The organism is Acinetobacter sp. TGL-Y2 (assembly GCF_001612555.1).
Taxonomy (GTDB): domain Bacteria; phylum Pseudomonadota; class Gammaproteobacteria; order Pseudomonadales; family Moraxellaceae; genus Acinetobacter.
Genome location: NZ_CP015110.1, coordinates 329386 through 352574, shown reverse-complemented (window position 1 = coordinate 352574; position 23189 = coordinate 329386). Strand labels below are relative to the sequence as shown.

24 protein-coding genes and 5 tRNA genes are annotated in these 23189 nt (G+C 40.3%); 6 read left to right on the top strand and 23 right to left on the bottom strand.

Annotated elements, in window-relative coordinates; all coding sequences use genetic code 11:
- Positions 1-9: 9 nt before the first annotated feature.
- The 5 genes from AMD27_RS01610 to ispH all read right to left on the bottom strand — a co-directional run bounded on the left by AMD27_RS01610 (position 10) and on the right by ispH (position 3870).
- Positions 10-774 carry a pilus assembly PilX family protein gene (locus AMD27_RS01610; protein WP_067655445.1) on the bottom strand — a complete coding sequence of 255 codons (765 nt, stop codon included), beginning with the start codon at positions 772-774 and terminating at the stop codon, positions 10-12.
- A complete protein-coding gene (locus AMD27_RS01605; protein WP_067655442.1) occupies positions 771-1844 on the bottom strand; it encodes a PilW family protein in 1074 nt (357 codons plus the stop codon). The genes AMD27_RS01610 and AMD27_RS01605 overlap by 4 nt, the downstream gene beginning before the upstream one ends.
- A 2-nt stretch (positions 1845-1846) precedes the next feature.
- Positions 1847-2356 carry a type IV pilus modification protein PilV gene (pilV, locus tag AMD27_RS01600; RefSeq protein ID WP_067655439.1) on the bottom strand — a complete coding sequence of 170 codons (510 nt, stop codon included), beginning with the start codon at positions 2354-2356 and terminating at the stop codon, positions 1847-1849.
- Positions 2350-2769: a pilus assembly FimT family protein gene (locus AMD27_RS01595; RefSeq protein WP_067655436.1), complete on the bottom strand. Its 420-nt coding sequence runs from the start codon at positions 2767-2769 to the stop codon at positions 2350-2352. The genes pilV and AMD27_RS01595 overlap by 7 nt, the downstream gene beginning before the upstream one ends.
- 150 nt (positions 2770-2919) lie before the next feature.
- Positions 2920-3870, bottom strand: a complete 951-nt coding sequence (gene ispH / locus AMD27_RS01590; protein ID WP_067655433.1) for a 4-hydroxy-3-methylbut-2-enyl diphosphate reductase — start codon at positions 3868-3870, stop codon at positions 2920-2922.
- Between the two features lie 133 nt (positions 3871-4003).
- Here ispH and gmk point away from each other — a divergent pair, with 133 nt between their 5' ends.
- From gmk to bfr, 6 genes are all read left to right on the top strand, one after another.
- Positions 4004-4624 carry a guanylate kinase gene (gmk, locus tag AMD27_RS01585; RefSeq protein ID WP_067655430.1) on the top strand — a complete coding sequence of 207 codons (621 nt, stop codon included), beginning with the start codon at positions 4004-4006 and terminating at the stop codon, positions 4622-4624.
- Between the two features lie 75 nt (positions 4625-4699).
- A complete protein-coding gene (gene rpoZ, locus AMD27_RS01580; protein ID WP_004809957.1) occupies positions 4700-4981 on the top strand; it encodes a DNA-directed RNA polymerase subunit omega in 282 nt (93 codons plus the stop codon).
- Positions 4982-5180: 199 nt separating this feature from the next.
- The gene (locus AMD27_RS01575; protein WP_067655427.1) at positions 5181-7289 is read left to right on the top strand and encodes a RelA/SpoT family protein; all 2109 of its coding nucleotides are present in this window, start codon (positions 5181-5183) and stop codon (positions 7287-7289) included.
- 71 nt (positions 7290-7360) lie between these two features.
- Positions 7361-7744, top strand: coding sequence for a RidA family protein (locus AMD27_RS01570; protein WP_067655424.1), 384 nt, complete (start codon positions 7361-7363; stop codon positions 7742-7744).
- Positions 7745-7938: 194 nt separating this feature from the next.
- Positions 7939-8133 carry a bacterioferritin-associated ferredoxin gene (locus tag AMD27_RS01565; RefSeq protein ID WP_067655420.1) on the top strand — a complete coding sequence of 65 codons (195 nt, stop codon included), beginning with the start codon at positions 7939-7941 and terminating at the stop codon, positions 8131-8133.
- Between the two features lie 232 nt (positions 8134-8365).
- Positions 8366-8830: a heteropolymeric bacterioferritin subunit Bfr gene (gene bfr / locus AMD27_RS01560; RefSeq protein WP_067655417.1), complete on the top strand. Its 465-nt coding sequence runs from the start codon at positions 8366-8368 to the stop codon at positions 8828-8830.
- 74 nt (positions 8831-8904) lie between these two features.
- Here bfr and AMD27_RS01555 read toward each other — a convergent pair whose 3' ends face one another.
- From AMD27_RS01555 to secG, 18 genes are all read right to left on the bottom strand, one after another.
- Entirely contained in the window at positions 8905-10422 is a 1518-nt protein-coding gene (locus AMD27_RS01555; RefSeq protein ID WP_322843235.1) for a PglL family O-oligosaccharyltransferase, read from the bottom strand.
- Between the two features lie 195 nt (positions 10423-10617).
- Positions 10618-10971, bottom strand: coding sequence for a type IV pilin protein (locus AMD27_RS01550; RefSeq protein WP_067655414.1), 354 nt, complete (start codon positions 10969-10971; stop codon positions 10618-10620).
- Between the two features lie 9 nt (positions 10972-10980).
- On the bottom strand, positions 10981-12624 hold the full coding sequence (locus AMD27_RS01545) for a PglL family O-oligosaccharyltransferase (RefSeq protein ID WP_081405897.1): 1644 nt from the start codon (positions 12622-12624) through the stop codon (positions 10981-10983).
- Between the two features lie 33 nt (positions 12625-12657).
- Entirely contained in the window at positions 12658-13098 is a 441-nt protein-coding gene (locus AMD27_RS01540) for a pilin (RefSeq protein ID WP_067655408.1), read from the bottom strand.
- Between the two features lie 204 nt (positions 13099-13302).
- The gene (locus tag AMD27_RS01535; protein ID WP_067655405.1) at positions 13303-13863 is read right to left on the bottom strand and encodes a TPM domain-containing protein; all 561 of its coding nucleotides are present in this window, start codon (positions 13861-13863) and stop codon (positions 13303-13305) included.
- Positions 13857-14966, bottom strand: coding sequence for a TPM domain-containing protein (locus AMD27_RS01530; protein WP_067655402.1), 1110 nt, complete (start codon positions 14964-14966; stop codon positions 13857-13859). The genes AMD27_RS01535 and AMD27_RS01530 overlap by 7 nt, the downstream gene beginning before the upstream one ends.
- 88 nt (positions 14967-15054) lie before the next feature.
- The gene (locus tag AMD27_RS01525) at positions 15055-15645 is read right to left on the bottom strand and encodes a LemA family protein (protein ID WP_067655399.1); all 591 of its coding nucleotides are present in this window, start codon (positions 15643-15645) and stop codon (positions 15055-15057) included.
- Positions 15646-15745: 100 nt separating this feature from the next.
- Positions 15746-16567: a tetratricopeptide repeat protein gene (locus AMD27_RS01520; protein ID WP_067655396.1), complete on the bottom strand. Its 822-nt coding sequence runs from the start codon at positions 16565-16567 to the stop codon at positions 15746-15748.
- Between the two features lie 82 nt (positions 16568-16649).
- Positions 16650-17054, bottom strand: a complete 405-nt coding sequence (locus AMD27_RS01515) for a ribosome-binding factor A (RefSeq protein WP_067655393.1) — start codon at positions 17052-17054, stop codon at positions 16650-16652.
- Positions 17054-19753 (bottom strand): translation initiation factor IF-2, encoded by a 2700-nt coding sequence (gene infB, locus AMD27_RS01510; protein WP_067655391.1) that lies wholly within the window; start codon positions 19751-19753, stop codon positions 17054-17056. Before infB ends, AMD27_RS01515 begins: the two co-directional genes overlap by 1 nt.
- 13 nt (positions 19754-19766) lie before the next feature.
- Positions 19767-21251 carry a transcription termination factor NusA gene (nusA, locus tag AMD27_RS01505; RefSeq protein ID WP_067655388.1) on the bottom strand — a complete coding sequence of 495 codons (1485 nt, stop codon included), beginning with the start codon at positions 21249-21251 and terminating at the stop codon, positions 19767-19769.
- Positions 21252-21290: 39 nt separating this feature from the next.
- A complete protein-coding gene (gene rimP / locus AMD27_RS01500; protein ID WP_067655385.1) occupies positions 21291-21818 on the bottom strand; it encodes a ribosome maturation factor RimP in 528 nt (175 codons plus the stop codon).
- 203 nt (positions 21819-22021) lie between these two features.
- A tRNA-Met gene (locus AMD27_RS01495) sits at positions 22022-22098 on the bottom strand.
- Between the two features lie 90 nt (positions 22099-22188).
- Positions 22189-22265: transfer RNA gene (locus tag AMD27_RS01490), tRNA-Met, on the bottom strand.
- A 170-nt stretch (positions 22266-22435) separates the two neighbouring features.
- Positions 22436-22512: transfer RNA gene (locus AMD27_RS01485), tRNA-Met, on the bottom strand.
- A 75-nt stretch (positions 22513-22587) separates the two neighbouring features.
- A tRNA-Met gene (locus AMD27_RS01480) sits at positions 22588-22664 on the bottom strand.
- A 51-nt stretch (positions 22665-22715) separates the two neighbouring features.
- Positions 22716-22800, bottom strand: a tRNA-Leu gene (locus AMD27_RS01475).
- A gap of 53 nt (positions 22801-22853) precedes the next feature.
- On the bottom strand, positions 22854-23183 hold the full coding sequence (gene secG, locus AMD27_RS01470; RefSeq protein WP_067655382.1) for a preprotein translocase subunit SecG: 330 nt from the start codon (positions 23181-23183) through the stop codon (positions 22854-22856).
- Positions 23184-23189: the final 6 nt, after the last annotated feature.

The following is a 23189-nucleotide window of genomic DNA, read 5'->3' as shown; positions in this document are numbered from 1 at the left end:
CCAATCCCATTAAGAATATTCTGGAGTAATTGCGTATTCAGTGACATGTGTCGTAAACGGCACATTTAAAGCTGTTAAACACGTAGTTATACTTTGACGTACAGCACTATTTGCCGCGACTGTTGTTCCTTGAGGAATAGTGACTTCGCTCATTCTATTTTGAAGACACAGATTAATATCATCACGACTAGCGCTCGATAGCGTCGGCATCACAGAGACCGAAAATATTTTGACTCGCTTTGCTTCCTCGGCCAGACTTTGTTTAGCATCTGTTCCACGCTGTCGATCACTAAATGGAACACTTGAATTCACTGTCGAAAATTTCACAGCGACTTGCGTCATGACTACACGGCGCGTACTGGTAAAAAAGTTTTTTGTGGCATTTTTGGCATCACAAAAGCCATCTTTACCGATAAACGAATTGGTGGGTTCAGATTTGCCTTCTTCCCAAGCAATGATTGAGGCACGACCAATATTAAAAAATTGCTTTTGATCCCCTCGGAAGCAAAACACCAATTCTTTAGTAATGTCTTTATCATTATTGATATGACCAAACATACCGCTGGTACTTAAACTTTGGTTAAAATTATCCAGATCTTCGACATTGAAAAAAGTCGCATCTGTATTTTGGGTCAGCAATTGCTGAGCTTGACTGCTTGTTGCAACCTTTAACACCATGGAACTCTGTCGAATCGAAACAGTACCAATGATCGTTAAAATCAAAAGAACAAACAGTACAACGATGAGCGTGGCACCCTGTTGATGTTGTTTCATCGTCCCCTCTCCCCAAGTGCATTACGTAACGCTACATTTTGTGTGATCACTTTTCTTAAGTATTTGTTATGAATATTTTGATCGGTTTTAACCACCACATTTTGATCTAATACTTTATAAGTTTGATCATCTTTGATGACTGAGTCGCGCCCTACATGATCAAGCGATCTTGCCAACACACCAATTTGCAAAGCAACAATACGAGGTTTAGGGTCTACTAAATCCATATAGTCTTTAATTGAAATATAACGTCTAGTATTTGTGAGGGTTTGAATGCTCAGTAACACTCGGAAATGATCGACCCGTGGCATGATCACCTCCCCCCCACCGCCATAATGACTAATTGCAGTAGGATCGCCATTTCGGGCATAAAGACCTGCATCACATGCCAGCCCTAAACCACTATTCGGCTCATTCACTTGCTGATGATTGGCTCTCAAAAAATAACGCTGAACAATGACTTGTTCACCAAACACATTACTCGTGGCTTTTTTGATGACTGGGAAATTTAAGTCATTTCCCTCACAATCAAACCCACCCACAAGCTCGTCATCCTCCTGACTTGGTGTACCTTTATCGTCCAAAATATATTGCGGAATATATTGAATAACCAACTGATCACTGTGAATGGCTGACTTTGCCGTGGCATCATTGACATTAGAAGCACCCGTCCACTGCGTCGATGCGCCAATGGCATGACCATGGCTCCGAGACAATAAGTTCACAACTGCCGTATCACCCACAATGGATTGATTCAAATTACTTAACACAACGGCTGGATTCACACCGGTGTCTTTTTTGGCATTGACAGATGATGTCAAAACAATTCCACCAAAGGCCGTTTGGTCATTGATTTCGGACTTCTGGGTATTTAAGTTGGCCAAACGAATATCTTTGGTCACATAATTTAGACCGAAATTTGCATTGTCTTGTAGATTGGCCAAACCTTGTTGCATGGAGAAACTTTTTTGCCCAGTCCATAACATTAAAATGGCAGAAGCAGAGACCAAAAGCCCCAAGGTCAATGCGAGCATCAGCTCTATCAGGGTTAAACCCGCTTGTTTATTCATGATTAATATGTCTCCATAATAATGCATGTAGATGCTCTGTGATAAGCATTGTCTTGAGTACAATCACCGACCCCATCACCATTGGTTGGACTGGTGTCTCCCCATGCCACATAGATACAATTCAGGCTATTTTCATTTTTTGGACATGGCATAATGTTCATGCTCATTCCTAAAACATTGGCGTTGGTCACGACTTGAGCCACATCAAAATCGGCCATATCTGTTTCGCTACAATTGGTTTTTTCGCAATCGGTTTTATATTGGGTTTGTGCAGCTGCGGTTTTTAATTGGCTCGTATATACATTTAACGCGTTGCGGTTTACCCGAATACGTTCTGCCAAGTCGCGTGCCAAACCAATTGCTTCGACTCGTGAGCCTCCCTCTACAGTGGCATCTAAAGAGCGATATTGCAGTCCTACATAGCCAAGCACTGCCACAGCCAACAACAGTAAAGCGACCAATACCTCTATAAACCCGACACCCTGTTGTTTTTTACGCGCAGGACTTAGCATGTTGCGTTCTCCTGAGCGGCATTCAAGGAACCTAAAACATTGACCGTAAATACTTTATTGTGCGTAATGGCAATGCAGCCATTGGGAGGACGTTGTTTGACCTGACCCAGCATATCGAATTCAATATGATTCACTTGAGAAATTTGCGCATTTTGAGCCGACCAATAAAAATTGGTCGCATTATTTTGATCTGTTAATTGTTTTGAAAAATGCACTTTGACATCTTTTTTAAGGCTAATGGCTTGAGCACGGGCCTCGCCCATTAAGGTCAAAACGTCTCGAGTTTCATTATTAAACTTATGGTTTTGAATTTGCTGACTAAAACTGGGCGCTGCAATTGAAGTAATAATTGCAAGAATACTGATGCAGACCATCAATTCAATTAAAGTAAAACCCCGTCGGATATTTTTCATCTTGATCACGTTTGTTATTATTTTTTACATTAACAAAGTAATTCTTTACAGCGAAAAAAACAAAACAGTTTGGACAAAAGGCATGAAAAAGAGGACTAAGTCACACTTTCAAACATGACTTGGTCCTCATAAAACTTGTTGAGGTACTTATTAGGCCTGAGTGACCGGTATTCTCAATTCTTTCGGTAAGCTAAACGTAATATTTTCTTCACGACCATTCAATTCTTCTGGTGAGGTTGCACCCCAATCTTGTAGTCGCTGAATCACTTGTTTAATTAAAATTTCAGGAGCAGATGCACCCGCCGTCACACCAATTTTACTATTTGGCTCAAACCATTCTGCTTGTAATTCATCTGCATTATCGACCAAATACGCATGCTTACCCATTCGCTCAGCAAGTTCGCGAAGGCGATTCGAATTAGATGAATTCGGTGAACCGACCACTAAAACCACATCACATTTTTCCGCCAAATCACGTACTGCATCCTGACGGTTTTGCGTCGCATAACAAATGTCATCTTTGCGTGGTCCCTGAATTGCAGGAAACTTGGTCCGCAGAGCGTCAATGACTTTGGCTGTATCATCTATAGACAGTGTGGTTTGGGTCACAAATGCCAGTTTTTTTGGATCATGCACATTTAAAGCATGTACATCTTCTTCATCTTCCACCAAATAAATATGACCCCCTTTATTTAAGTCATATTGTCCCATGGTTCCTTCAACTTCAGGATGTCCTTCATGACCAATCAAAATCGCTTCGATACCTTCGCGGGCATACTTGGTCACTTCAATATGAACTTTGGTCACCAAAGGACAAGTAGCATCAAAGACTTTTAAACCCCGGCGCGCAGCTTCTAACTGAACAGCTTTAGATACGCCGTGTGCACTAAAAATCACAATATTGTCATCTGGAACTTCATCCAGTTCTTCAACGAAAATAGCACCGCGTTGGCGTAGATCATCCACGACAAATTTATTGTGAACCACTTCATGGCGGACATAGATCGGTGGACTAAAGCACTCAAGCGCTCGGTTCACAATCGCTATGGCACGGTCGACACCTGCGCAAAAACCACGTGGATTAGCCAAAACAATTTCCATAGGATCCTCAATGTTCACTTAATTTCATGGACGATTCGCAATAAATTTGCAAACAAAATGCGAATTGCTATTTTGTTTGAAACCCGTCTGCTCTAAAATAGAGAAGATATTTTATCATATCAGGAAAAATATCATGTCGGGTCTCTTGTTTGTCGTTTCAGCTGCATCTGGAACAGGCAAAACATCATTAGTTAAAGCCCTACTTGAGCGCGTAAGCAACTTACACGTTTCTGTGTCTCACACGACACGTGGTCAACGCCCTGGCGAACTTGAGGGTGTGCACTATCATTTTACCAGTCAAGAGCATTTCTTAGCACAGGTTCAGCAAGGCGGTTTCATCGAATATGCTGAAGTGTTTGGAAATTATTACGGCACCTCTCAACTGACCGTTCGCGAACAATTGGCCAAAGGTCATGACGTGCTGCTTGAAATTGATTGGCAAGGTGCTGAACAGGTCCGTAAACTTTTTCCTGAATCTAAACAAATTTTTATTTTGCCGCCCACTCAATTTGATCTACGTCAGCGTTTATCTAACCGTGGTACAGATGCTGTCGACATTATTGAACACCGTCTAAGCTGTGCAGTTGAAGATATGCAGCAATATGTGAACTTTGATTACATTATTTTAAATGATGATTTTAATAAAGCTTTGCATGATTTAGAGTCTGTAATTAATGCAAATCGCTTGTCGATGACACAGCAAGCCAACCGTTACCAAGACTTGATACAAAAATTAATTACCCCTAAACAGTGATTCACCTTGAGTCTAGACAGAAAGCCTTTTATACTGTGCAGTCTGTTAAAATTTCATATATAAACGAGAACATTTATGGCACGCGTAACCGTTGAAGATTGTTTAGACCATGTAGACAACCGCTTTGAGCTTGTACTAGTGGCAAGCAAGCGCGCGCGTCAACTTGCCCGTCAAGGTATCGAACCGACTGTTGAATGGGATAATGACAAACCTACCGTTGTGGCTTTGCGCGAAATCGCTGAAGGTCATGTCAGCAAAGATATTTTGAAGCAACGTGATCAAGATTATCAAACTTCAAGTTTGGATCTTGCTCTTTCTGCAAATAACTTAAACTTGGATGGCTTCTCTTTCCAATAAGTGGTATGCATATTAAAAGGCCTAGTATTTGTACTAGGCTTTTTTATTGCTATTTTTGAGAGAATCAATCGACAAAATTCAAAAAATTTGTTAAAAAAATAGAAAGGTGCCCTATTAAAAATCGTCACCTCTCCCAATATGCTTTTATTTGAAAGTATTTGATTATTTATCCTCCCAGCGAAACACACATAGGTGCAATATGCCAGGCCCATTGGTCAGCCAAGCGAAGCAGCAACTGCAAATCATTATCGATGCTTATCTCTCAGCGAGTGACGTCGAGCGAGTTCTTGTTGCTTGCGATTATGCTGACATTGCGCATGATGGCATTACCCGTAAAAGCGGTGAACCCTATATTCTTCATCCCATTGCCGTCAGTTGTATTTTGGCGCATATGCGCTTGGATGCTGAAACATTGATGGCAGCCCTATTGCATGACGTGATTGAAGATACTGATTTTAATAAAGATGATATAGCAGAAAAGTTTGGACGCACGGTGTCTGAATTGGTTGATGGTGTGACCAAACTTAGCCATTCAAGTGATAAGGAATATAATAAAGCGGCATCGTTTCGTAAAATTCTACAAGCAACCCTACAAGACCCTCGCGTCATCATTATTAAGCTTGCCGACCGTTATCACAACATGACCACACTTGAAGCGCTACGCCCGGATAAGCGAGCGCGTATTGCACAAGAGACCTTTGATATTTTTGTACCTATGGCGCGTCTTGTCGGTATGAATGAGATGGCAGACAACCTTGAGCACCTGTGTTATCAAAATTTAGATTTGGACATGTTCAATGATGTTCAAGAAGCATTACTCAAAACCAAACCCGAGCGCTGTAAATATCAGTCGGACTGGGAACAAAATCTCAGTAACTTATTAAATGAATCCAATATTCCTGGTCGAATTAAAAAGAAAAATAATAATATCGAATTACTACGTCACTTCTTCAAAAATGAAATCGATCTTCAGGAACTTTCACATAGCCATGCCTTTGAAATTATTCTACAAAGCATTGCGGACTGCGACCGTTTGGTTGAAGCATTAAAAGATAATTTCCAAGTGCTGAATTATCAGGATCATATTCGCCATCCGCTTCCCGGCGGCAATCAATCTTTAATGCTTCGTCTAAAAGGCGAAAAAACCACGCTGTCACTCACCATTCAAACCGAACTGATGCGAAAAGCTGCGCGCTTTGGCGTTGTACTCGGGGAAAATGCACCGCAAGCCTGTCGCTCTGCGATTCAAGCTTCGATGCAAAACCTAAATAATTTGGTCGGTGGTGACTGCGCTAAAACCACGTTTAGTGATTTGCTTGATTATTTGCATCAAGAAAAAATTTGGGTTTATACCCCCCAAGGTCATTTACACGAATTACCTCAAGGGGCAACTGCGGTTGACTTTGCTTATTCAGCCAGTTTGTTTTTGGGTAACCACGCTGTGGGTGCAAAAATTGATGGTGAAACCAAGCCTCTATCCACTCCACTTCATAGTGGGCAAGTGATTGAAGTGATCACTGACGTACTCGCGTCTCCAAATCCAGATTGGTTAAGCTTCATCAATACACAAAAAGCACGACGCTCGATTCAGAACATTCTGAAAGATCAAGATATTGAGGAACAGCGTCTAGTAGGTCAACAAGCCTTAAACCGTGCATTAAAATTATTTAACCTATCTATTAAAGACTTGTCCGATGAGGATTGGATTGAACTACTTCAGTGGCGTCATATTCCGCATAAAGATCAGCTTTTTGAGCAAATCGCAGTAGGTGATTTATTACCACAATTGGTTGCCAACCATTTGTTCGCACAAGACCAACAAGATTCACACAGCACATCAAATCGTTTAATCGTGGGTACAGATGGTATCGATGTGAAATATGCACACTGCTGTAACCCTGTACTGGGTGATCCAATTCAAGGGCATTTATCGCGCCGTGGATTGATCGTACACCGTGCCCGTTGTCATAACTTGTTGCATGAACAACATTTGCATCCTGAAAACATCATGCCTTTACACTGGTCTACTGAAGAAGACGATGAAATCAATTTCAACGCGTTCTTAAGCATAGATCTGCTCTTGAATGATGAGCAGGTTTCCGAGCTGATTTACATCTGCCGTAAAGCTAAAATTGGGATTGAATCTGTACGTAAACATGATGCCAAAACCTACCTCAATATTGTGGTGCATAGCCGTAAACAGATTGCACAAATCATTCGTGAACTGCGTATGCAATTTGGTTTCCCGCGTATTTCAAGAATGGCCATGCCTTTGGCTGTTGCCGAGATGTCTAAAGTCGGCTCATAATTTCTCTTTTATGGCTTTCATGAATAGATTTCATCCTTTATGATGAATGAAGATAAAATAAGGAGAAATTGATGTCCCGCCAAGTCATTCATACTGAAAATGCACCTGCTGCAATAGGCACTTACTCACAAGCGATTTTAGTGGGTGATACACTCTATCTTTCAGGTCAAATCGGTTTAGACCCATATAGCATGGAATTGGTTGAAGGCATTGAAGCTCAAATTCGCCGTGTGTTTGATAACTTAAAAGCAGTCTGCGAAGCTGCAGGTGGTACATTGGCAGATATTGCCAAACTGAATATTTTTCTGACTGACCTGAGTCATTTCCAATTGGTAAATCAAATTATGGGCGAATATTTTGCTCAGCCTTACCCTGCACGTGCAGCGCTCGGTGTGGCTAGCCTGCCTAAAAATGCTTTAGTTGAAATGGATGGCATTGTTATTATTTCAAAATAAAAACAAAAGCTTAGCGATTTAATAAAAATACCGCCTTGCGCGAAAATTCGAGCAACACTCAGAATTCCGCTCAGGTGGTATTTTTTTATTTAAAAATTCGATCACCATCAGTCGCCTTTTAAATGAATTTTATTGACAAACGATAATAATTATCAATAATACTAACTATCGCATTCACTTTGTGGTTCATCAATATGTACGTTTGCTTATGTCGCGGAATTACAGATCAAGATATTAAAGACGCTGTGGATAATGGCGCTGAATCATATCGTGAAGTACGTGACCTACTCGACTTAGGTACATGTTGTGGTCGCTGTGTGCCTGAAGCGCGTAGCATCATCAATGAAGAACTCTCGCTGGTTGCTGCTCGAATTTCGATTGCTGCTTAGCCCTTTACTCCCAGCCTAATATAATAAAAAACCTATCTACGACATTCCTCCCCTCACTTTTGACTCAAGTGGGGTTCTTTTTTAAGACTCGTCATTGATTGACTGTTGGACTGATTGCGATTTTCATTTGCCGTTCTATAAATTACTCGTAAGCCACCCAGTATTTGCTGTAAGATCATCTTATGCATTGCCTTTTTCATTTTAAGGCACAGATTATTTTGGAGCAAAGACAATGAAAGGCAATCGTGAGGTTATTAATCAATTAAATCAGGTTCTTTATCATCATCTGACCGCCATTAACCAATACTTTTTGCATTCACGTATGTTTAATGACTGGGGTATTGAAAAGCTCGGTTCTGCTGAATACAAAGAATCTATTCATCAAATGAAGCATGCAGACAAAGTCATTGCACGTATTTTATTTCTTGAAGGTTTACCGAATTTGCAACATCTGGGTAAATTATATATTGGTCAACACACCGTTGAAGTCTTGAACTGTGATGTGCGTAAAGTCAAAGAAAATATTGAAGCGCTTCAAAGTGCAATCAAACTTTCTGAAGTACATTTAGACTATGTCACACGTGATCTTCTGCAAGAAATATTAGAGAAAGAAGAAGCGTATTGGGATTGGAGCACCACCCAACTTGATTTGGTTGAAAGCGTCGGCATTGAAAATTATATTCAAAGCCAAATGTAATTAAAGTTCATATTTAATTAAAAAAAGCCCCAAATTCTGGGGATTTTTTTAACTTCAACTTTTCTGATCTCAAATTATTTTAATAGCGCTGCATAACTTCGCTTTTGCCCGTGTAGGGTTTCTAAAATCCACAACTGATGTTTGGCTTCCTCTGCTTTACCATTGAATGCCAAAACTTGGGCATATTTATATAAATCGTATTTAGAAGCGAGATTTGCGACCATTTTCCCTATATGCGTAAGCTCAGCTTCAGTCATTTGGGTTTTTGGATTGAGTTGAATCCACCAGATGCGCTCTTTAAACTGCGTCAGTAACCAAATGTCTTTTTGCATCACATTTTGCTGTGCATCTGTGAGCGGCGTTTTTTGACCTGCGATGACACTTTGCTGTTTATATAAGACATAATCACGCACTGAAACTGCAGAACCCGCGATGGCGAGGATAGCAATCAATACAAAATATTTGCCACTGACTTGAACAGCAGGCAAGCTTCGATATTGCGCTTGAATCATCCCGAGTAAGAAACCCGCAGGCAGTAAGAAATAAGCATAATGTAAAGGAAACTCAAGCATGCCATGAATGAGAATGGCGCAGACCATCAGGGTGGCAACAATTGAAACGGTGTCTTTTACGCCTTTGTTTAACCAATACAGCCACATAGCCAGATACAGTACAATCATACTACCCAGAATCACGCCATTCCAAATGAGTAGATCAAAGACAATATTGTGTGCGCTCTTATACCATTCATGCGAAGGATGTGCATCGATTGCGGCAATTTGCGCCATGCCTGTTTGATTCCAACCATAGCCGAACCATGGTTGCTGACTAAGTGCTACCCCAAGCTGTGACCACATATCGAGCCTGAGATACCCTGAAGATGCACGCTCAATTATTGATGCTGTCTCAACCATATTTTGATTTAAAACAGAGGCAACCCACTGCTGAACCATAGGGAGTGTACTAATCATGACAATAAATACACCGACCCAACCCAGTAGCTTAAGCACTCCCAAACGTGGTTTGGTATGCCATTGTTTAATGGTCAAATACACCAAAATAAACAGGCACACCACCCAAGAGGTACGTGATTGCGTCAGTGCAATACTGAACATGAGTAGGATTGAATACGGAACCAAATAGAGGGTTTTGATAATTCTTTTTTCATAAAAATACAAACATGCCAAGAGTGAAACTGACAGTAAAGTGGCTAAGTTATTCGGCTGTGCCAGATTGGCATAGGGACGATTGCCTTTAAAGGTATACATCCACGGTGAAAAGTATGAACTTAAGTTGAGCCACTGACAGATGGCAATCACACTTGAAATTAAACCGACCGCCAGTACCACAACAGAAAAAATTGAAAATACTCTTTCTCGTTCTGCTTCTCGTTGTTTAGCATCTTTTGATAGGTTAAAGCCCGCAATGACCATGCACCAAAACATCAGGATATAGGCGAAGCAAAGAATCGCATTGGAGGCGTAAAGGATTTGACCCGTCGCAAGCTGCATCAGCGGAATGCTCAGTAATGGAATAGCAAAAAGCTGAGGTCTGGGAATCTCTATTTTTTGAGTATAAAAGCTTAACAGCAAAAATGATGCTGAAAGAAACGTGAGAATTTCAGAGGAGAATGTGGGCCATGGGGTTTTATGGAAAGGGATGAGCCAAGCTAAAAATAGAAATACGATTGTAAAATAATATAGAAAACGAGTCATAGTTAAGCTAAATGATTTTTCGAACATTATAGCTTTTTTAGTTTACACCAGATGTAATTTAATCTATGACTTTCATAATATTTCACAACTTGCACCTAGTGACAAATCACATTGAATATTAATTTCAGGTGATTTTTTACTTTTTGCTTGAATCAATAATTCTACTGTATCCTTATTCCATTGGGATGCATCTGTAATCTGATCACAATTCGGAGCATTTGGTTTAGGTAATTCATCAGTGTTAATCTGTTCATCCAAGTTGTAATAAACCAAATTTGCATAGGACTTCACCTCAGACAAGCAAGCCGATACATTCGTTTTATATACATAACCTTGATATGAGGTAAATCCTAGAGCTGATAAGATACCAATAATTCCCAAAACAATCACTAGCTCTATAAACGTAAAGCCTTTATTAATTTTCATTATTTTCTCTTAATTATTCGTTGGACTATTTGTTTCTAATGGTACATTTACACTTGGTTTTTTGATAAATAAACTCTCATAACTTACATCCTCATCGTACATAATTTTCAAAATTTTGAGTTGGCGTATGGCTTTCTCTTTATCGCCATTGTGAGCCAGCAAGGTCGCATATTTGTGTAAATCGTAAGAAGTTAAATACGCATTTAAATTTCGCTCAGCTAAATCTAATGTTTTTTGATCAACTTCCATATAAGGATATTGCGCAATCCACTTTGCACGATCTTCAAACTTATCAAAGAATATTGAATCGTAAGGTAAAATAAGCTCTGTTTTAAACTCATTCATTTCATGTGTATTTGCTGCAACCATATTGTCTGTAATTTGGTCATATTCTTTGAATACTTGATACAACAATCCAAATCCGATGAGAACAATTAAATAGCCCCATTTATTGCTAATTTTAAATGTTTTAACCTTTTGTTCTGCTAAGCAAATACCACACAAGAAGCCAACAGGCAGTAGGAAATAAGCATAATGTAACGGATATTCAAGCATGGCATGTATAAGCACTGCTGAAATCATCAAAGTTGCACAGACTGTCTCAATAGATTTAGATTTAAAAAAGAAACTAAAATACAAATAAGCAAAATATCCAATGATAAGTAATCCTAATGGAATACCGCACCAAACTAAAATATCTAAAAGGATATTATGCGCACTAGATGCCCACTCTGTACCAGGATAGCGATCAATTACTGCATATTGTGCCGCTGTAGTTTGCCCCCAACCATAGCCAAACCATGGCTTTTCCCAAATAGCATGGATCATTTGATTCCATATATTGAGACGTAAATGCCCAGTCGTTGCACGCTCAATCAATGTACTACTTTGCGCAATATTGAAATATGGAGCAAGTAATTGATTGACATAAGGTAGACTAATCACCATTAACCAAAATAAGCTAAAAATTCCAGCCAATTGAATTTTTTTAATATTTAAACTCATCTTCTTTGATTTGAACAACAGAAATAAAGGGATGAAAAATATCACTATCCATGCTGTTCTAGATTGTGTAAGTACGATGCCCCATATTAAGAAAAATGATAATATCAATGAAAATAATGGCCTAATTTTATTTTTTTCAAATAAATAATATAAAGAAATCAAACTTAAAAATAGAAATGTTGCTAAATGATTAGGCTGGGCAAAATTTGCATATGGGCGATTCCCCACTAAACCTAAGATATAATTTTGATTTTGTGAAAAACCTAACCATTGGATATTAGCCAATAAAGCAGAGACTAAACCTAAAAAAAGAAAAATTAAAGAAAAATTAATTAAAGTATTTTTAGTACTATAAAGATTAAACCCCAAAATCCCCGTAATAAAAAATCCACACGAATATAAACTAATAAAAAAAATTGAAAATTCTAAAAAGAGCAAATTTAATATAAGTGATATTATAACTGGCAGTAGAATTAAAGAAAAATTAAAAATATAAATTTTTCTAATTTTTATAACTAGTGTTGATAAGCAAATTAAAGTACAAAAAGCGAGGTATTCAGATATAAAGCTACTAATAGGTTTAATGAAAATTGGATTCAAAATTACTAGACTATATAGTAAAAAAGATAAAATCATTTGATAGTTCATAAAAAAGGGAGCTCATCTGCTCCCCCCTATTTGTTAAATAGCAGTCGGTGAACCTTCACAAGTTTTAGGACGTAACTCTTCAACTACATTAGTTTTGCAAGTCCATTTACCCATTGTACCATCTACATTATCAGCAGTACGAACCCATTGGATAATCTGTCCATTAACAGATTTTGTACCTTTTAAAGTGCATTGAATAGTTGAAGCACCATCTGCTGCAACAGAGGCTTTGAGAGTGCAACGACTTGAATCATTAATACCTAACGCTGAAGCAGTCGCAATTGTTGCAGAAATTCCTTCAGCTAATTTCGCTTCAGCATTTGTTTTTGCTGGAGAAATTTCTGCAAGACCAGCAGCAGTTTGAGATTTAGCTGTGTAGTTTTGGTATGCAGGAATCGCAATCGCAGCCAAAATACCGATAATCGCAACAACGATCATTAATTCAATTAAGGTAAAACCTTTTTGAGCGTTCATAACATTTCTCCAATGATTTATGTTTTTATAGCTTTATGTTTAACTTTGAGATCAGCAACTAATCACTCTTGAAAAGTTCAATTGCCCATCAACTTAAGCTCTATTCTAGTTTTTGTGATGAGCTTTTCAATATTTATTTTACATTATGTTTTTATATGTAATTTTAAGTAAAAAACTGACAATTTTTGTCAGTTTTTTTAGTTTTCAATTCAATATGAGTGGTGAATTCGGCAACTCATTAAATTTATCATCAACTTGATGATCATAAAATGAATTTAAGATTTCTCCAATTTCATTCACACCCACAATAACCCCTTGGCGATAATGCTTTTGTCTTAACTCTAGAACAATGTGATCACAAATGGTTTGCCACACACTTTGCTGGGTTGCTTGTTTAATCCCACGGTCAACCACGATTTCAACTTTCTGTTCACACAGATTTAAATATAGCAGCACACCGCTGTTTTGCTCTGTATCCCACACACCCAGTTCTGCAAACAGCTGTTGCGCACGTAACTTGGTATCTTGTGTATAAGCGAGACTACTGGGGATATGACCTTCGATGACGACTTGAATTTCACCAATATGTCCATGCTCCGCGACTTTCACCGCTTCCGCGATGGCAAACTGATCTTGTTTAGAGAAATATCGTTTAGATGCAGGCATATAAAAAAAATGCTTGAGCCATCGCTTAAAACTAGGCTGAGCCTGTTCCCGAATTTTTGGTTGTGTAATAATTTCAGTTGTCTCTGTTTTCGTTACCATGAGCCTGATGCTCCTCCCCCGCCAAATCCACCGCCACCACCACTATAACCGCCCCCACCGCCAAATCCGCCGCCTCCGCCACCACGTCCAGCGCCTGACAAGAAGGCTCTAAAGATCAACTGTGCAATCGAGGTAAACAGTAGGAAGAAAATTCCGACCCCAAACATTAAGCTCATAATGATGCCAGAGCCAAAAATCATACTGGCAGCAAATGCAGTCACCCCTGCGACCGAAGCACTGAGTCGATTACCAATCATAAATGACGCAACAATGCCTGCAATCAAGATAAAAAAGACCGTACTCAAGGTTTTCTCTTTGGCTTGTTGCTCGTGTAAAGCTTGAGCTTGGCGCTCCTTTAATTCGTCTGCGGCTTGCTGTGCAATTTCAGGGTCTAAATTGACAATTCTTTCAATTTCAGTCACACCCGAAATCAAACCTTGACCATATTGTCCCGCTTTAAAATAAGGGGTAATTTGATCACGTATAATTCGACTGGCAATGATATCGGGGATGACACCCTCAAGACCATAGCCGGTTGCAATATGCAGTCTGCGATCATTGACCGCTACAGCAATCAGTAAACCATTGTCTTGTTTAGCAGACCCTAATTTCCATGCTTCAGCAGTGCGCATGGCAAAGTCAAAAATACTTTCTTGCCCTGTGGTCGGCACAATCACAATGCCAATCTGCGCTTTACCTTGATCATACACATTGCGAATTTGGCTTTCCAGCTGCGACTTTTGAGCTGCTGAAAGGATATTGGCTTGATCAATGACAGGCGCATTTAGAGTCGGTAATGTGCGAATAGACTCTCCATCCGCCATATCATTTTCAACAGGAGTAACGTTGCGATTCGCAGGTGTAGATGATGGGTCATTTGCCGAAGGGCTGACTGTAGAACCGCTCGCTGCTGAATTTGGCGCATTTGACTGTTGTTGATCGGGCTGAATGATTTTTTTGAGGATGACCGCTTCTTCAGTGTCTACAGCTGTTGCCGTTTCTGCATAAGCAGAGGGCACAACTATGCTCGCAAGCAAAATCAAACTGGCAATCAATAACGCCTTGAAGTTTTGCAGAAATCTGAAATCTCTCAGTTCAAGCATAGTTGCACCTTATCTCCCTAGACGCTTCATTTACGGTGATGTTGCAAACCACCGTTGAATGCTTTTGATCAATGTGATGTGTCAACGATTAGTTAAATGAAACCGTTGGTGCTTTTTGCGCGCTTGATTCAGCACTGAAGTTTTCTTTGGTGTCCATACCAATCACTTTTGCTGTCATCGCTTGTGGGAATTGACGAACGTAAGTGTTGTAATCTTGAACAGTCGAGATATAGCGGTTACGCGCCACAGCAATGCGGTTTTCTGTACCTTCAAGTTGTACTTGTAAATCACGGAACTGCTCATTGGCTTTTAAATCTGGATAGTTTTCTGTGACAGCAAGTAGACGTGACAAAGCACTGGTCATTTGTGACTGCGCTTCTTGATATTTTTTGAACAGTTCTGGATTTTCTAAAACTTCTTTATCAACTTTTAAGCCCGCAACATTGGCACGTGCTTCAGTGACTTCGGTGAGCACTTGCTCTTCATGCTTGGCATAACCTTTTACGACATTGACCAAATTCGGCACTAAATCTGCGCGACGTTGGTATTGGTTTTGGACTTCAGCCCACGAACCTGTCACAGATTCATCTTTGGCTTGTAACGTGTTATAGCCACAACCTGACAAGGTCAGTGTGCTTGCTAGCGCAATTGAAACCATGGTCATTTTTAACATTTTCATTGAGTTTTTCCTCAGTATTTATTTGTAATTGTTCATATAAAATCATTTTAAACAAATTTTAGTGCTGAATTGTATTCTTTCTTTATCCAGTAAATTTTAGTCATACCATTAAATGACGAAAGAAATGTGTTATTTCAGCAAAAACCCTTTTGAACGCATACCATTTTGAAGTAAGAATATAATTTTTACGTATCTCCAAGAGTTCTGGATGACTATAGCCTAGACGACTTGCAGTCGAATACAAAACAGGTGCTGCATCTTCTTCCCAGCTCATTTGAATGACTTCAATATTCGCCATATTAAATAAAATTTGAGCTGTAATTGGATCTTTTTCTACAAATCTTAATCGTTGATCCATCTGAATTTTACTGTGTGCTAAAATTTTTTCTAAATTATAATTTTGCTGATTAAATTGAATCATTTTCACTTTTACATGTGGCGCAGCACGATCACCGAAATCAAGACCAAGTACATCATTTGATCTAATCCAATTTGGATTTCTTTGTTGCTCCATTTGAGCATCTAAAATTTTAAGATGTATCCACTCACTACCTTCGTGTATGTTTGAATCACGCTTAATTCCTTCACCAATCCAATATGTTGCTTTTTTTAAATCACCTTTTAACTCATAAGCAGTACCTAAGTTAGCTGCCGTTTTTGCAAGTAAGGGATGATTTTTTTCAATCTCTTTAAAAATTTTGATTGCCTGATTATATTGATGTGCATAAATCAGCAAAACGCCATAATCATTCATTTCCTTATACGTTTTCGGCTTTTTATTTGAATTTTTTAATTTTTCTAAAGCTGTTTTTTTATCTATTCCATCACGCCCTAAATCAAAGACATAAGTATTAATACATGCATATGAAATAGATGAATTTAGGCAGATAAACACGGTTAACAGTAATTTTTTCATTTTCATTTTAATTCTATTTAATTCACTGAAATTATAGTAGAAGCCATAAAAAAGCCACCCGTAGGTGGCTTTTTTATATCAGTAATATTTATTCGTCGTCTTTCTTCGCTTCTTCAGGAGGTAAATCCTTCACAGCTTCAGCAATCAGACCGAACATATAGTTACCATATGCATTGGTTTTATCATAATGAAAACGCAGACGCGGTGTAATACGTGTCTTAATTTGACGGCTCAATTCGTGGCGTAAGAAAGCAGATGCCTTATTTAAAACATCAAGCGTTTCTTTATTCGCCGCTTCACTTTGCTCATCGCCAAGTTCACGACCCATCACGGTAACGTAAACTTCAGCATAACCAAGATCAGGACTCACTTTCACCGCAGAGATGGTCACGAGACCACCTAAGCGTGGATCTTTCAGCTCTTGACGGATCAGTACAGAGAGCTCTCTCTGCACTGTATCTGCCATGCGCTTTAGACGTTGACTACCCGCCATTAAAGACTCCGTTTAATCAATTGAACATCATATACTTCGATCTTATCAAGTGCTTTGATGTCTTTATAACCTTTCACCGCAAGACCACATTCCATGCCTGCACGAACTTCTTCAACCACTTCTTTATAGCGACGAAGAGACTCAAGCTCACCTTGGAACACAACCACGTCATCACGTAATACGCGAATCGGTTTGTTACGATGTAGCATACCTTCAAGCACCATACAGCCTGCAGCCGCACCAAATTTACTTGAGTGGAATACTTCACGTACTTGCGCAACACCTAGAATCGTCTCACGATGTTCAGGCGCAAGCTTACCGCTCATTGCCGCTTTCACATCATCAATCAATTCATAAATAATTGAGTAGTAACGAATATCAATGCCATCTGCATCAGATTTTTGACGTGCTGTAGTATCCGCACGTACGTTAAATCCAAGTAGAACTGCTTCAGAAGATTCAGCCAGTGTCACGTCAGATTCAGTGATTGCACCGACACCCGAACCAATAACACGTACGCCAACTTCGTCTGTAGACAAGCCATTCAATGCAACTGTAAGCGCTTCCAAAGTACCACGTACGTCAGTTTTAAGAACCACGTTGATAATAGGCACATCTTTCTTGCCCATAGACGCCATAAGGTTCTCAAGACGCATTGCGCTTTGACGCTCAAGACGTTGATGACGTTCACGGTCCATACGAGCATCAGCAACTTCACGCGCTTTCTTCTCATCGGTTACCACAAGAACTTCGTCACCCGCCATTGGCGCTTCTGGAAGACCTAAAATTTCAACTGGAATTGAAGGACCTGCAGTTTTAATGCGTTTGCCATTTTCATCTGTCATCGCACGAACACGACCGTAAGATGCACCTGCAAGAACAAGATCACCCACGTTCAATGTACCGTTTTGAATCAGAATTGAGGTTACCGCACCGCGGTTGCTGTCTACACGTGCTTCAATAACAACACCTTGTGCAGCACCTTCTTCAGACGCTTTAAGCTCTAGAAGTTCAGCTTGGATCGAAATCAAGTCTAAAAGATCATCAATACCTTGACCGGTATGCGCAGAAACCATTGCGACTGGAACATCACCACCCCATTGTTCAGGAACGATTTGTTTCGCAGTTAATTCATTCAATACGCGATCTGGATCAGCAGACTCTTTGTCCATTTTGTTAATGGCAACAATGATTGGCGTACCCGCAGCACGCGCATGATCAATGGCTTCCGCAGTTTGTGGCATTACACCATCATCTGCTGCAACAACCAGAACCACGATATCAGTCGCTTTCGCACCACGTGAACGCATAGACGTAAACGCCGCATGTCCAGGGGTGTCTAGGAAAGTAATCATACCTTTGTCAGTTGTAACGTGGTAAGCACCAATATGCTGAGTAATACCACCCGCCTCGCCTGCAGCAACTTTTGCACGACGAATATGGTCAAGAAGTGAAGTCTTACCATGGTCAACGTGACCCATGATCGTAACAACTGGCGCACGTGTGGTTTGAATACCACGCGCTTCTTCAGCTGCAACAAGTAAGTTGTCTTCAGCTTGCGTGTCAGATACACGAACTGGGTTATGACCCATTTCTTCAACCACGAGTGCAGCAACTTCTTGCTCAATCGCTTGGTTCTGAGTCACAAGCTCACCCATTTTCATGAGTGATTTAATCACTTCGCGAACTTTGATGGCCATTTTCGCTGCAAGATCTGCAACAACAATGGTTTCACCAATTTCAACATCATAAACTTGCTTTTTAACTGGTTTTTCGAAGCCGTGCTTGTTGCCTTGGCTTGTTTTTAAACCGCGTTTAGGCTGTTTATTGAAGCTTTGCTCTTCTTGACCACGACGTCCACCTTTTTTCGGTGCGCGAGCAGTCGGTGTATTGGTACCACGTTTGATTTCGCGGTCTTCTTTCGCAAATGAATCTTCATAAGCCTGACCCACAAGGCCAGCAGCAAGTGGAGAATCATCCACAACACGAATCGTTGGAGTCGTTTCGTCCGCAGAGTACTTAGACGCCATTTGACGCATTTGCTCAAGCGTACGTTGTTGTGCTTCTTCAGCAGACTTACGACGTGCCGCTTCTTCAGTTGCTTTTAATTGTGCAGATTGAGCTTCACGAAGTTTCTTCTGTTCAGCAGTTTCTGAAACCTTAACAACCTGCTTCACAATTGGCTTGTTCGTAGATTTGCGTTTTACAACCACGGCAGCTTTAGAAACTTCTTGCTTTGCAGTTTCGTTTTTCGCTGCAGCACGCATTGCGTTTAAATTTGCTGTCGCATTATTTACTACAACCGCTTGTGGCTTTTGCTCTGCAGAATCTGGCTTTTGTTCAGCTTGAACTTTAGACTCAGCCGCTTTTGCAAGCGCTTCTGCTTTAATTTGTTCAGGATTTGGCTTAGTAAACGTATGCTTCTTGCGAACTTCAACGTTAATGGTTTTAGCTTTACCTGAGGTACTCGCAACTTTTGCTGTACTTGTCGTTTTACGTTTCAACGTGATTTTTCCTGCGCTGCCGTCGTTTTGTCCATGCACTTTTTTCAAGTGAGAAACTAGACGGTCTTGCTGTTCAACCGAGATTGTGTCTTCTGGTTTTGCTTGTGGCAATCCAGCATCTCGCACTTGATCTAATAGTTTTTCAACTGGAAGACCTACGCTGACTGCTAACTCTTGTATTGACTTATCTGTCATGTATGACCTCCAATTAGTTAAACCATGATTCACGTGCTTTCATAATGAGTTGACCCGCTTTCTCAGTATCTAAACCTTCGATATCAGAAATATCGTCAGTTGCCTGATCAGCTAAATCATCTACAGTGATTACACCGCGAGCGGCTAGAGCTAAAGCAAATTGATTTGTCATCCCTTCCATTGCTAGAAGTTCTGGACTTGGATCTTGAATACTTTCTTGCTCTTTCAAAGCGTCTGCCAATGTAACTTCTTTGGCACGGCTTTGTAATAATTCTACAGTGTCTGCATCCAATTCGATTTCGTCGAATGTTTCAGCAGGTACATAGGCAATCTCTTCAAGTGAAGTGAAGCCCATTTCAACCAATGCCATTGCAAGGTCTTCTTCAATATCTAGACGACCAACAAACATGTCTAGGTATTGTTGTGCTTCGCTTTGCTGGCGTGCACGGTATTCATCTTCCAACATCATATCGAGTTTATAACCCGTTAATTCTGAAGCAAGGCGAACATTTTGACCTTGTGAACCAATCGCACGAGCCAATTGATCGCTGGTTGCAAAGATGATATCTGCAGTACGTGCATCTTCATCAATCACAATACCCGATACATCAGCAGGCTCTAGAGCACTTGCAATGTACTGTGCAGGATCATCAGACCAGATAACAACGTCAATACGCTCACCATTTAACTCAGACTGTACTGCTTGGATACGTGTACCACGCATACCAATACATGCACCGACTGGATCAATACGATGATCGTTGGTCTTCACTGCAATTTTAGCACGAACACCAGGCTGACGAGCTGCTGCCTTAATTTCAATAATTTCTTCAGCAATTTCAGGAATTTCTTTCTTCATCAACGCCATGAGCATTTCTGGTCTAGCACGTGTCAATTGTAGCTGAGCGCCACGACCTTCACGGTTTACGTTAAACAGAATTGCGTTAATGCGTTGCTTTGGACGTAGAATTTCTTTGGCGATCATTTCTTCACGCGCAAGATAACCTTCAGCATTTTCACCCAAATCGATAATGAAACCGTCTTTGGTTTGCTTTTTCACTTCACCATAAACAATTTCACCGACTTTAGATTCATACGCATCTGCGATTAATGCACGCTCAGCTTCACGAATTTTTTGCACGATCACTTGTTTTGCAATTTGTGCAGCAATACGACCAAACTCAATCGATGGTACTTCAAGCTCACGAACGTCGCCAATTGACCACTGTTCAGGATCTAGATCTGAAATTGCATCTTGGCAAGCAGGCATTTCATGATCTTCATCGGCAACCACTGTCCATTGACGGAAAGTGCTGTATTCACCAGTTTTACGATCAATTTCTACACGCAGCTCTGCTTCTTCAGAATTTGTGCCTTCGTAGAATTTTTTCTTCGTTGCAGCGACTAGCGCTTGCTCGAGTGCTTCGAAGATTGCTTCACGACTAACACCTTTCTCATTACTAACCGTCTCTGCAACGGTAAGAATTTCACGGCCCATAAGTCACCTACTATTCAAATTCTTTTTAGTTAAATTAATTTAGTCCTGATAGATCAAATTGGCTTTATCGATATTATGCGTATCGATCTCTAGCACATGTTGATTTTCTACTTCGACTTGAATTATTTCGTTTTCGATATCAACTGAAACCAGCTTCGCTTGGAATTTGCGACGATTTTCAACCGCAGAAATCAAACGTAGTGCAATTTGCTGACCTATGTAGGCAGGCATTTGTTCAAGTCTGAAAAATGGGCGATCCCAACCTGGAGATGAAACTTCTAATGCATATTCACCTGAAATCGGATCATGTACATCTAAAATTGCACCAACTTGTTGTGTCACGCGAACACAATCTTGTACACCAACACCACGACCAAGACTTTCTTCTTCGCCGTCTACAGAAATAATAGGCTCTGCAGTTTCAACCACTGGCTTATCAATAAAGATACGTACAAGTGAACGTTTGCCTTGAGGTGTAAATTCTACACCCCAAAGTTCAACATCGCATGCCGATACAGCAGGTGCGATAAGTTCATATAATGCTTGGGTTTTATTAGATAACTTCATTTACTCTCGTCATTTATGTGCGATTCAATCGGTCGTTTGACCGATACAAACTTACTATAGTGATAGCATGATAATTTGACCAATTGATGTCCACACTACACGATAGATAATAAAAAAGGGCGCAATCGCCCCTATTATTACACAGAAAACCAAAGTCCACTGTGCAAAAAGGCCCACCTAGTTGTGAGCCTCTTTAAGAAACTTGGTAGCGGGAGCTGGATTTGAACCAACGACCTTCGGGTTATGAGCCCGACGAGCTACCAGACTGCTCCATCCCGCATCAACGTGCAAAATTATAAACAAATTCGAATCATTTTTCAATCAAAATTCTTCGCACTTGTCTTGATTAGGTTGCACCCTTATCAAAAAGTGGTAGCGGGAGCTGGATTTGAACCAACGACCTTCGGGTTATGAGCCCGACGAGCTACCAGACTGCTCCATCCCGCAACAACATACATTTAAATTTACAAAAATTTCTTTTTGCTTTAATTAAGTTGCTTCTTAATTAAAATTGGTAGCGGGAGCTGGATTTGAACCAACAACCTTCGCTATATCTCATCAAGAGTTGAGCCCGACAAGCAAGCCAAGAATCAATGAAAAATAAGCACCAATAAACTTGGTAGCGGGAGCTGGATTTGAACCAACGACCTTCGGGTTATGAGCCCGACGAGCTACCAGACTGCTCCATCCCGCAACAAAATGCAAAAAATCTTCTCAGTTTAATTAAATCAAACTGCTCACTTTAGTTTGCTTCTAAAATAAGATTGATTGGTAGCGGGAGCTGGATTTGAACCAACGACCTTCGGGTTATGAGCCCGACGAGCTACCAGACTGCTCCATCCCGCAACAACAGAAAATTTAGCCACTTACACCAACTTATATTCTGGATTCATAAGTTGGTGCGGAAGGGGGGACTTGAACCCCCACGCCCGAAAGCACTACCACCTCAAGGTAGCGTGTCTACCAATTCCACCACCACCGCAGCTGTGTCGCATTCTAGTAGCTTCACCATGAAATTGAAAGCAAAATATTCAATTACTCGGCTGATTTTGGTGCAGTTGTCGAAGTTTCAGGCGTTTTTTGCTGAACCTGCTCTGTCGCAGGGATCGATTTCAAACCGTAAGCATCTGAGGTTTGCTGTTTTGCGAAATACGCCAAGCTAATACTGGTAATAAAGAAGATTGCAGTCAAAATACCGGTTAGACGTGTTAAAAAATTGCCTGAACCTGAAGCACCAAATACAGTCGCAGCACCGCCGCCACCGAATGAAGCTCCTGCATCTGCCCCTTTACCATGTTGCACCAAAATTAATACGATCATCAGAACGGCTAATATGATGTGCACCACCAAGACAAAAGATTGCATGCTGAA

What these genes read in the sequence shown, in the direction of transcription:
- AMD27_RS01610 (WP_067655445.1), bottom strand. Translation starts at nt 774, where the DNA reads ATGAAACAACATCAACAGGGTGCCACGCTCATCGTTGTACTGTTTGTT.
- AMD27_RS01605 (WP_067655442.1), bottom strand. Translation starts at nt 1,844, where the DNA reads ATGAATAAACAAGCGGGTTTAACCCTGATAGAGCTGATGCTCGCATTG.
- pilV (WP_067655439.1), bottom strand. Translation starts at nt 2,356, where the DNA reads ATGCTAAGTCCTGCGCGTAAAAAACAACAGGGTGTCGGGTTTATAGAG.
- AMD27_RS01595 (WP_067655436.1), bottom strand. Translation starts at nt 2,769, where the DNA reads ATGAAAAATATCCGACGGGGTTTTACTTTAATTGAATTGATGGTCTGC.
- ispH (WP_067655433.1), bottom strand. Translation starts at nt 3,870, where the DNA reads ATGGAAATTGTTTTGGCTAATCCACGTGGTTTTTGCGCAGGTGTCGAC.
- gmk (WP_067655430.1), top strand. Translation starts at nt 4,004, where the DNA reads ATGTCGGGTCTCTTGTTTGTCGTTTCAGCTGCATCTGGAACAGGCAAA.
- rpoZ (WP_004809957.1), top strand. Translation starts at nt 4,700, where the DNA reads ATGGCACGCGTAACCGTTGAAGATTGTTTAGACCATGTAGACAACCGC.
- AMD27_RS01575 (WP_067655427.1), top strand. Translation starts at nt 5,181, where the DNA reads ATGCCAGGCCCATTGGTCAGCCAAGCGAAGCAGCAACTGCAAATCATT.
- AMD27_RS01570 (WP_067655424.1), top strand. Translation starts at nt 7,361, where the DNA reads ATGTCCCGCCAAGTCATTCATACTGAAAATGCACCTGCTGCAATAGGC.
- AMD27_RS01565 (WP_067655420.1), top strand. Translation starts at nt 7,939, where the DNA reads ATGTACGTTTGCTTATGTCGCGGAATTACAGATCAAGATATTAAAGAC.
- bfr (WP_067655417.1), top strand. Translation starts at nt 8,366, where the DNA reads ATGAAAGGCAATCGTGAGGTTATTAATCAATTAAATCAGGTTCTTTAT.
- AMD27_RS01550 (WP_067655414.1), bottom strand. Translation starts at nt 10,971, where the DNA reads ATGAAAATTAATAAAGGCTTTACGTTTATAGAGCTAGTGATTGTTTTG.
- AMD27_RS01545 (WP_081405897.1), bottom strand. Translation starts at nt 12,624, where the DNA reads ATGAACTATCAAATGATTTTATCTTTTTTACTATATAGTCTAGTAATT.
- AMD27_RS01540 (WP_067655408.1), bottom strand. Translation starts at nt 13,098, where the DNA reads ATGAACGCTCAAAAAGGTTTTACCTTAATTGAATTAATGATCGTTGTT.
- AMD27_RS01535 (WP_067655405.1), bottom strand. Translation starts at nt 13,863, where the DNA reads ATGGTAACGAAAACAGAGACAACTGAAATTATTACACAACCAAAAATT.
- AMD27_RS01530 (WP_067655402.1), bottom strand. Translation starts at nt 14,966, where the DNA reads ATGCTTGAACTGAGAGATTTCAGATTTCTGCAAAACTTCAAGGCGTTA.
- AMD27_RS01525 (WP_067655399.1), bottom strand. Translation starts at nt 15,645, where the DNA reads ATGAAAATGTTAAAAATGACCATGGTTTCAATTGCGCTAGCAAGCACA.
- AMD27_RS01520 (WP_067655396.1), bottom strand. Translation starts at nt 16,567, where the DNA reads ATGAAAATGAAAAAATTACTGTTAACCGTGTTTATCTGCCTAAATTCA.
- AMD27_RS01515 (WP_067655393.1), bottom strand. Translation starts at nt 17,054, where the DNA reads ATGGCGGGTAGTCAACGTCTAAAGCGCATGGCAGATACAGTGCAGAGA.
- infB (WP_067655391.1), bottom strand. Translation starts at nt 19,753, where the DNA reads ATGACAGATAAGTCAATACAAGAGTTAGCAGTCAGCGTAGGTCTTCCA.
- nusA (WP_067655388.1), bottom strand. Translation starts at nt 21,251, where the DNA reads ATGGGCCGTGAAATTCTTACCGTTGCAGAGACGGTTAGTAATGAGAAA.
- rimP (WP_067655385.1), bottom strand. Translation starts at nt 21,818, where the DNA reads ATGAAGTTATCTAATAAAACCCAAGCATTATATGAACTTATCGCACCT.
- secG (WP_067655382.1), bottom strand. Translation starts at nt 23,183, where the DNA reads ATGCAATCTTTTGTCTTGGTGGTGCACATCATATTAGCCGTTCTGATG.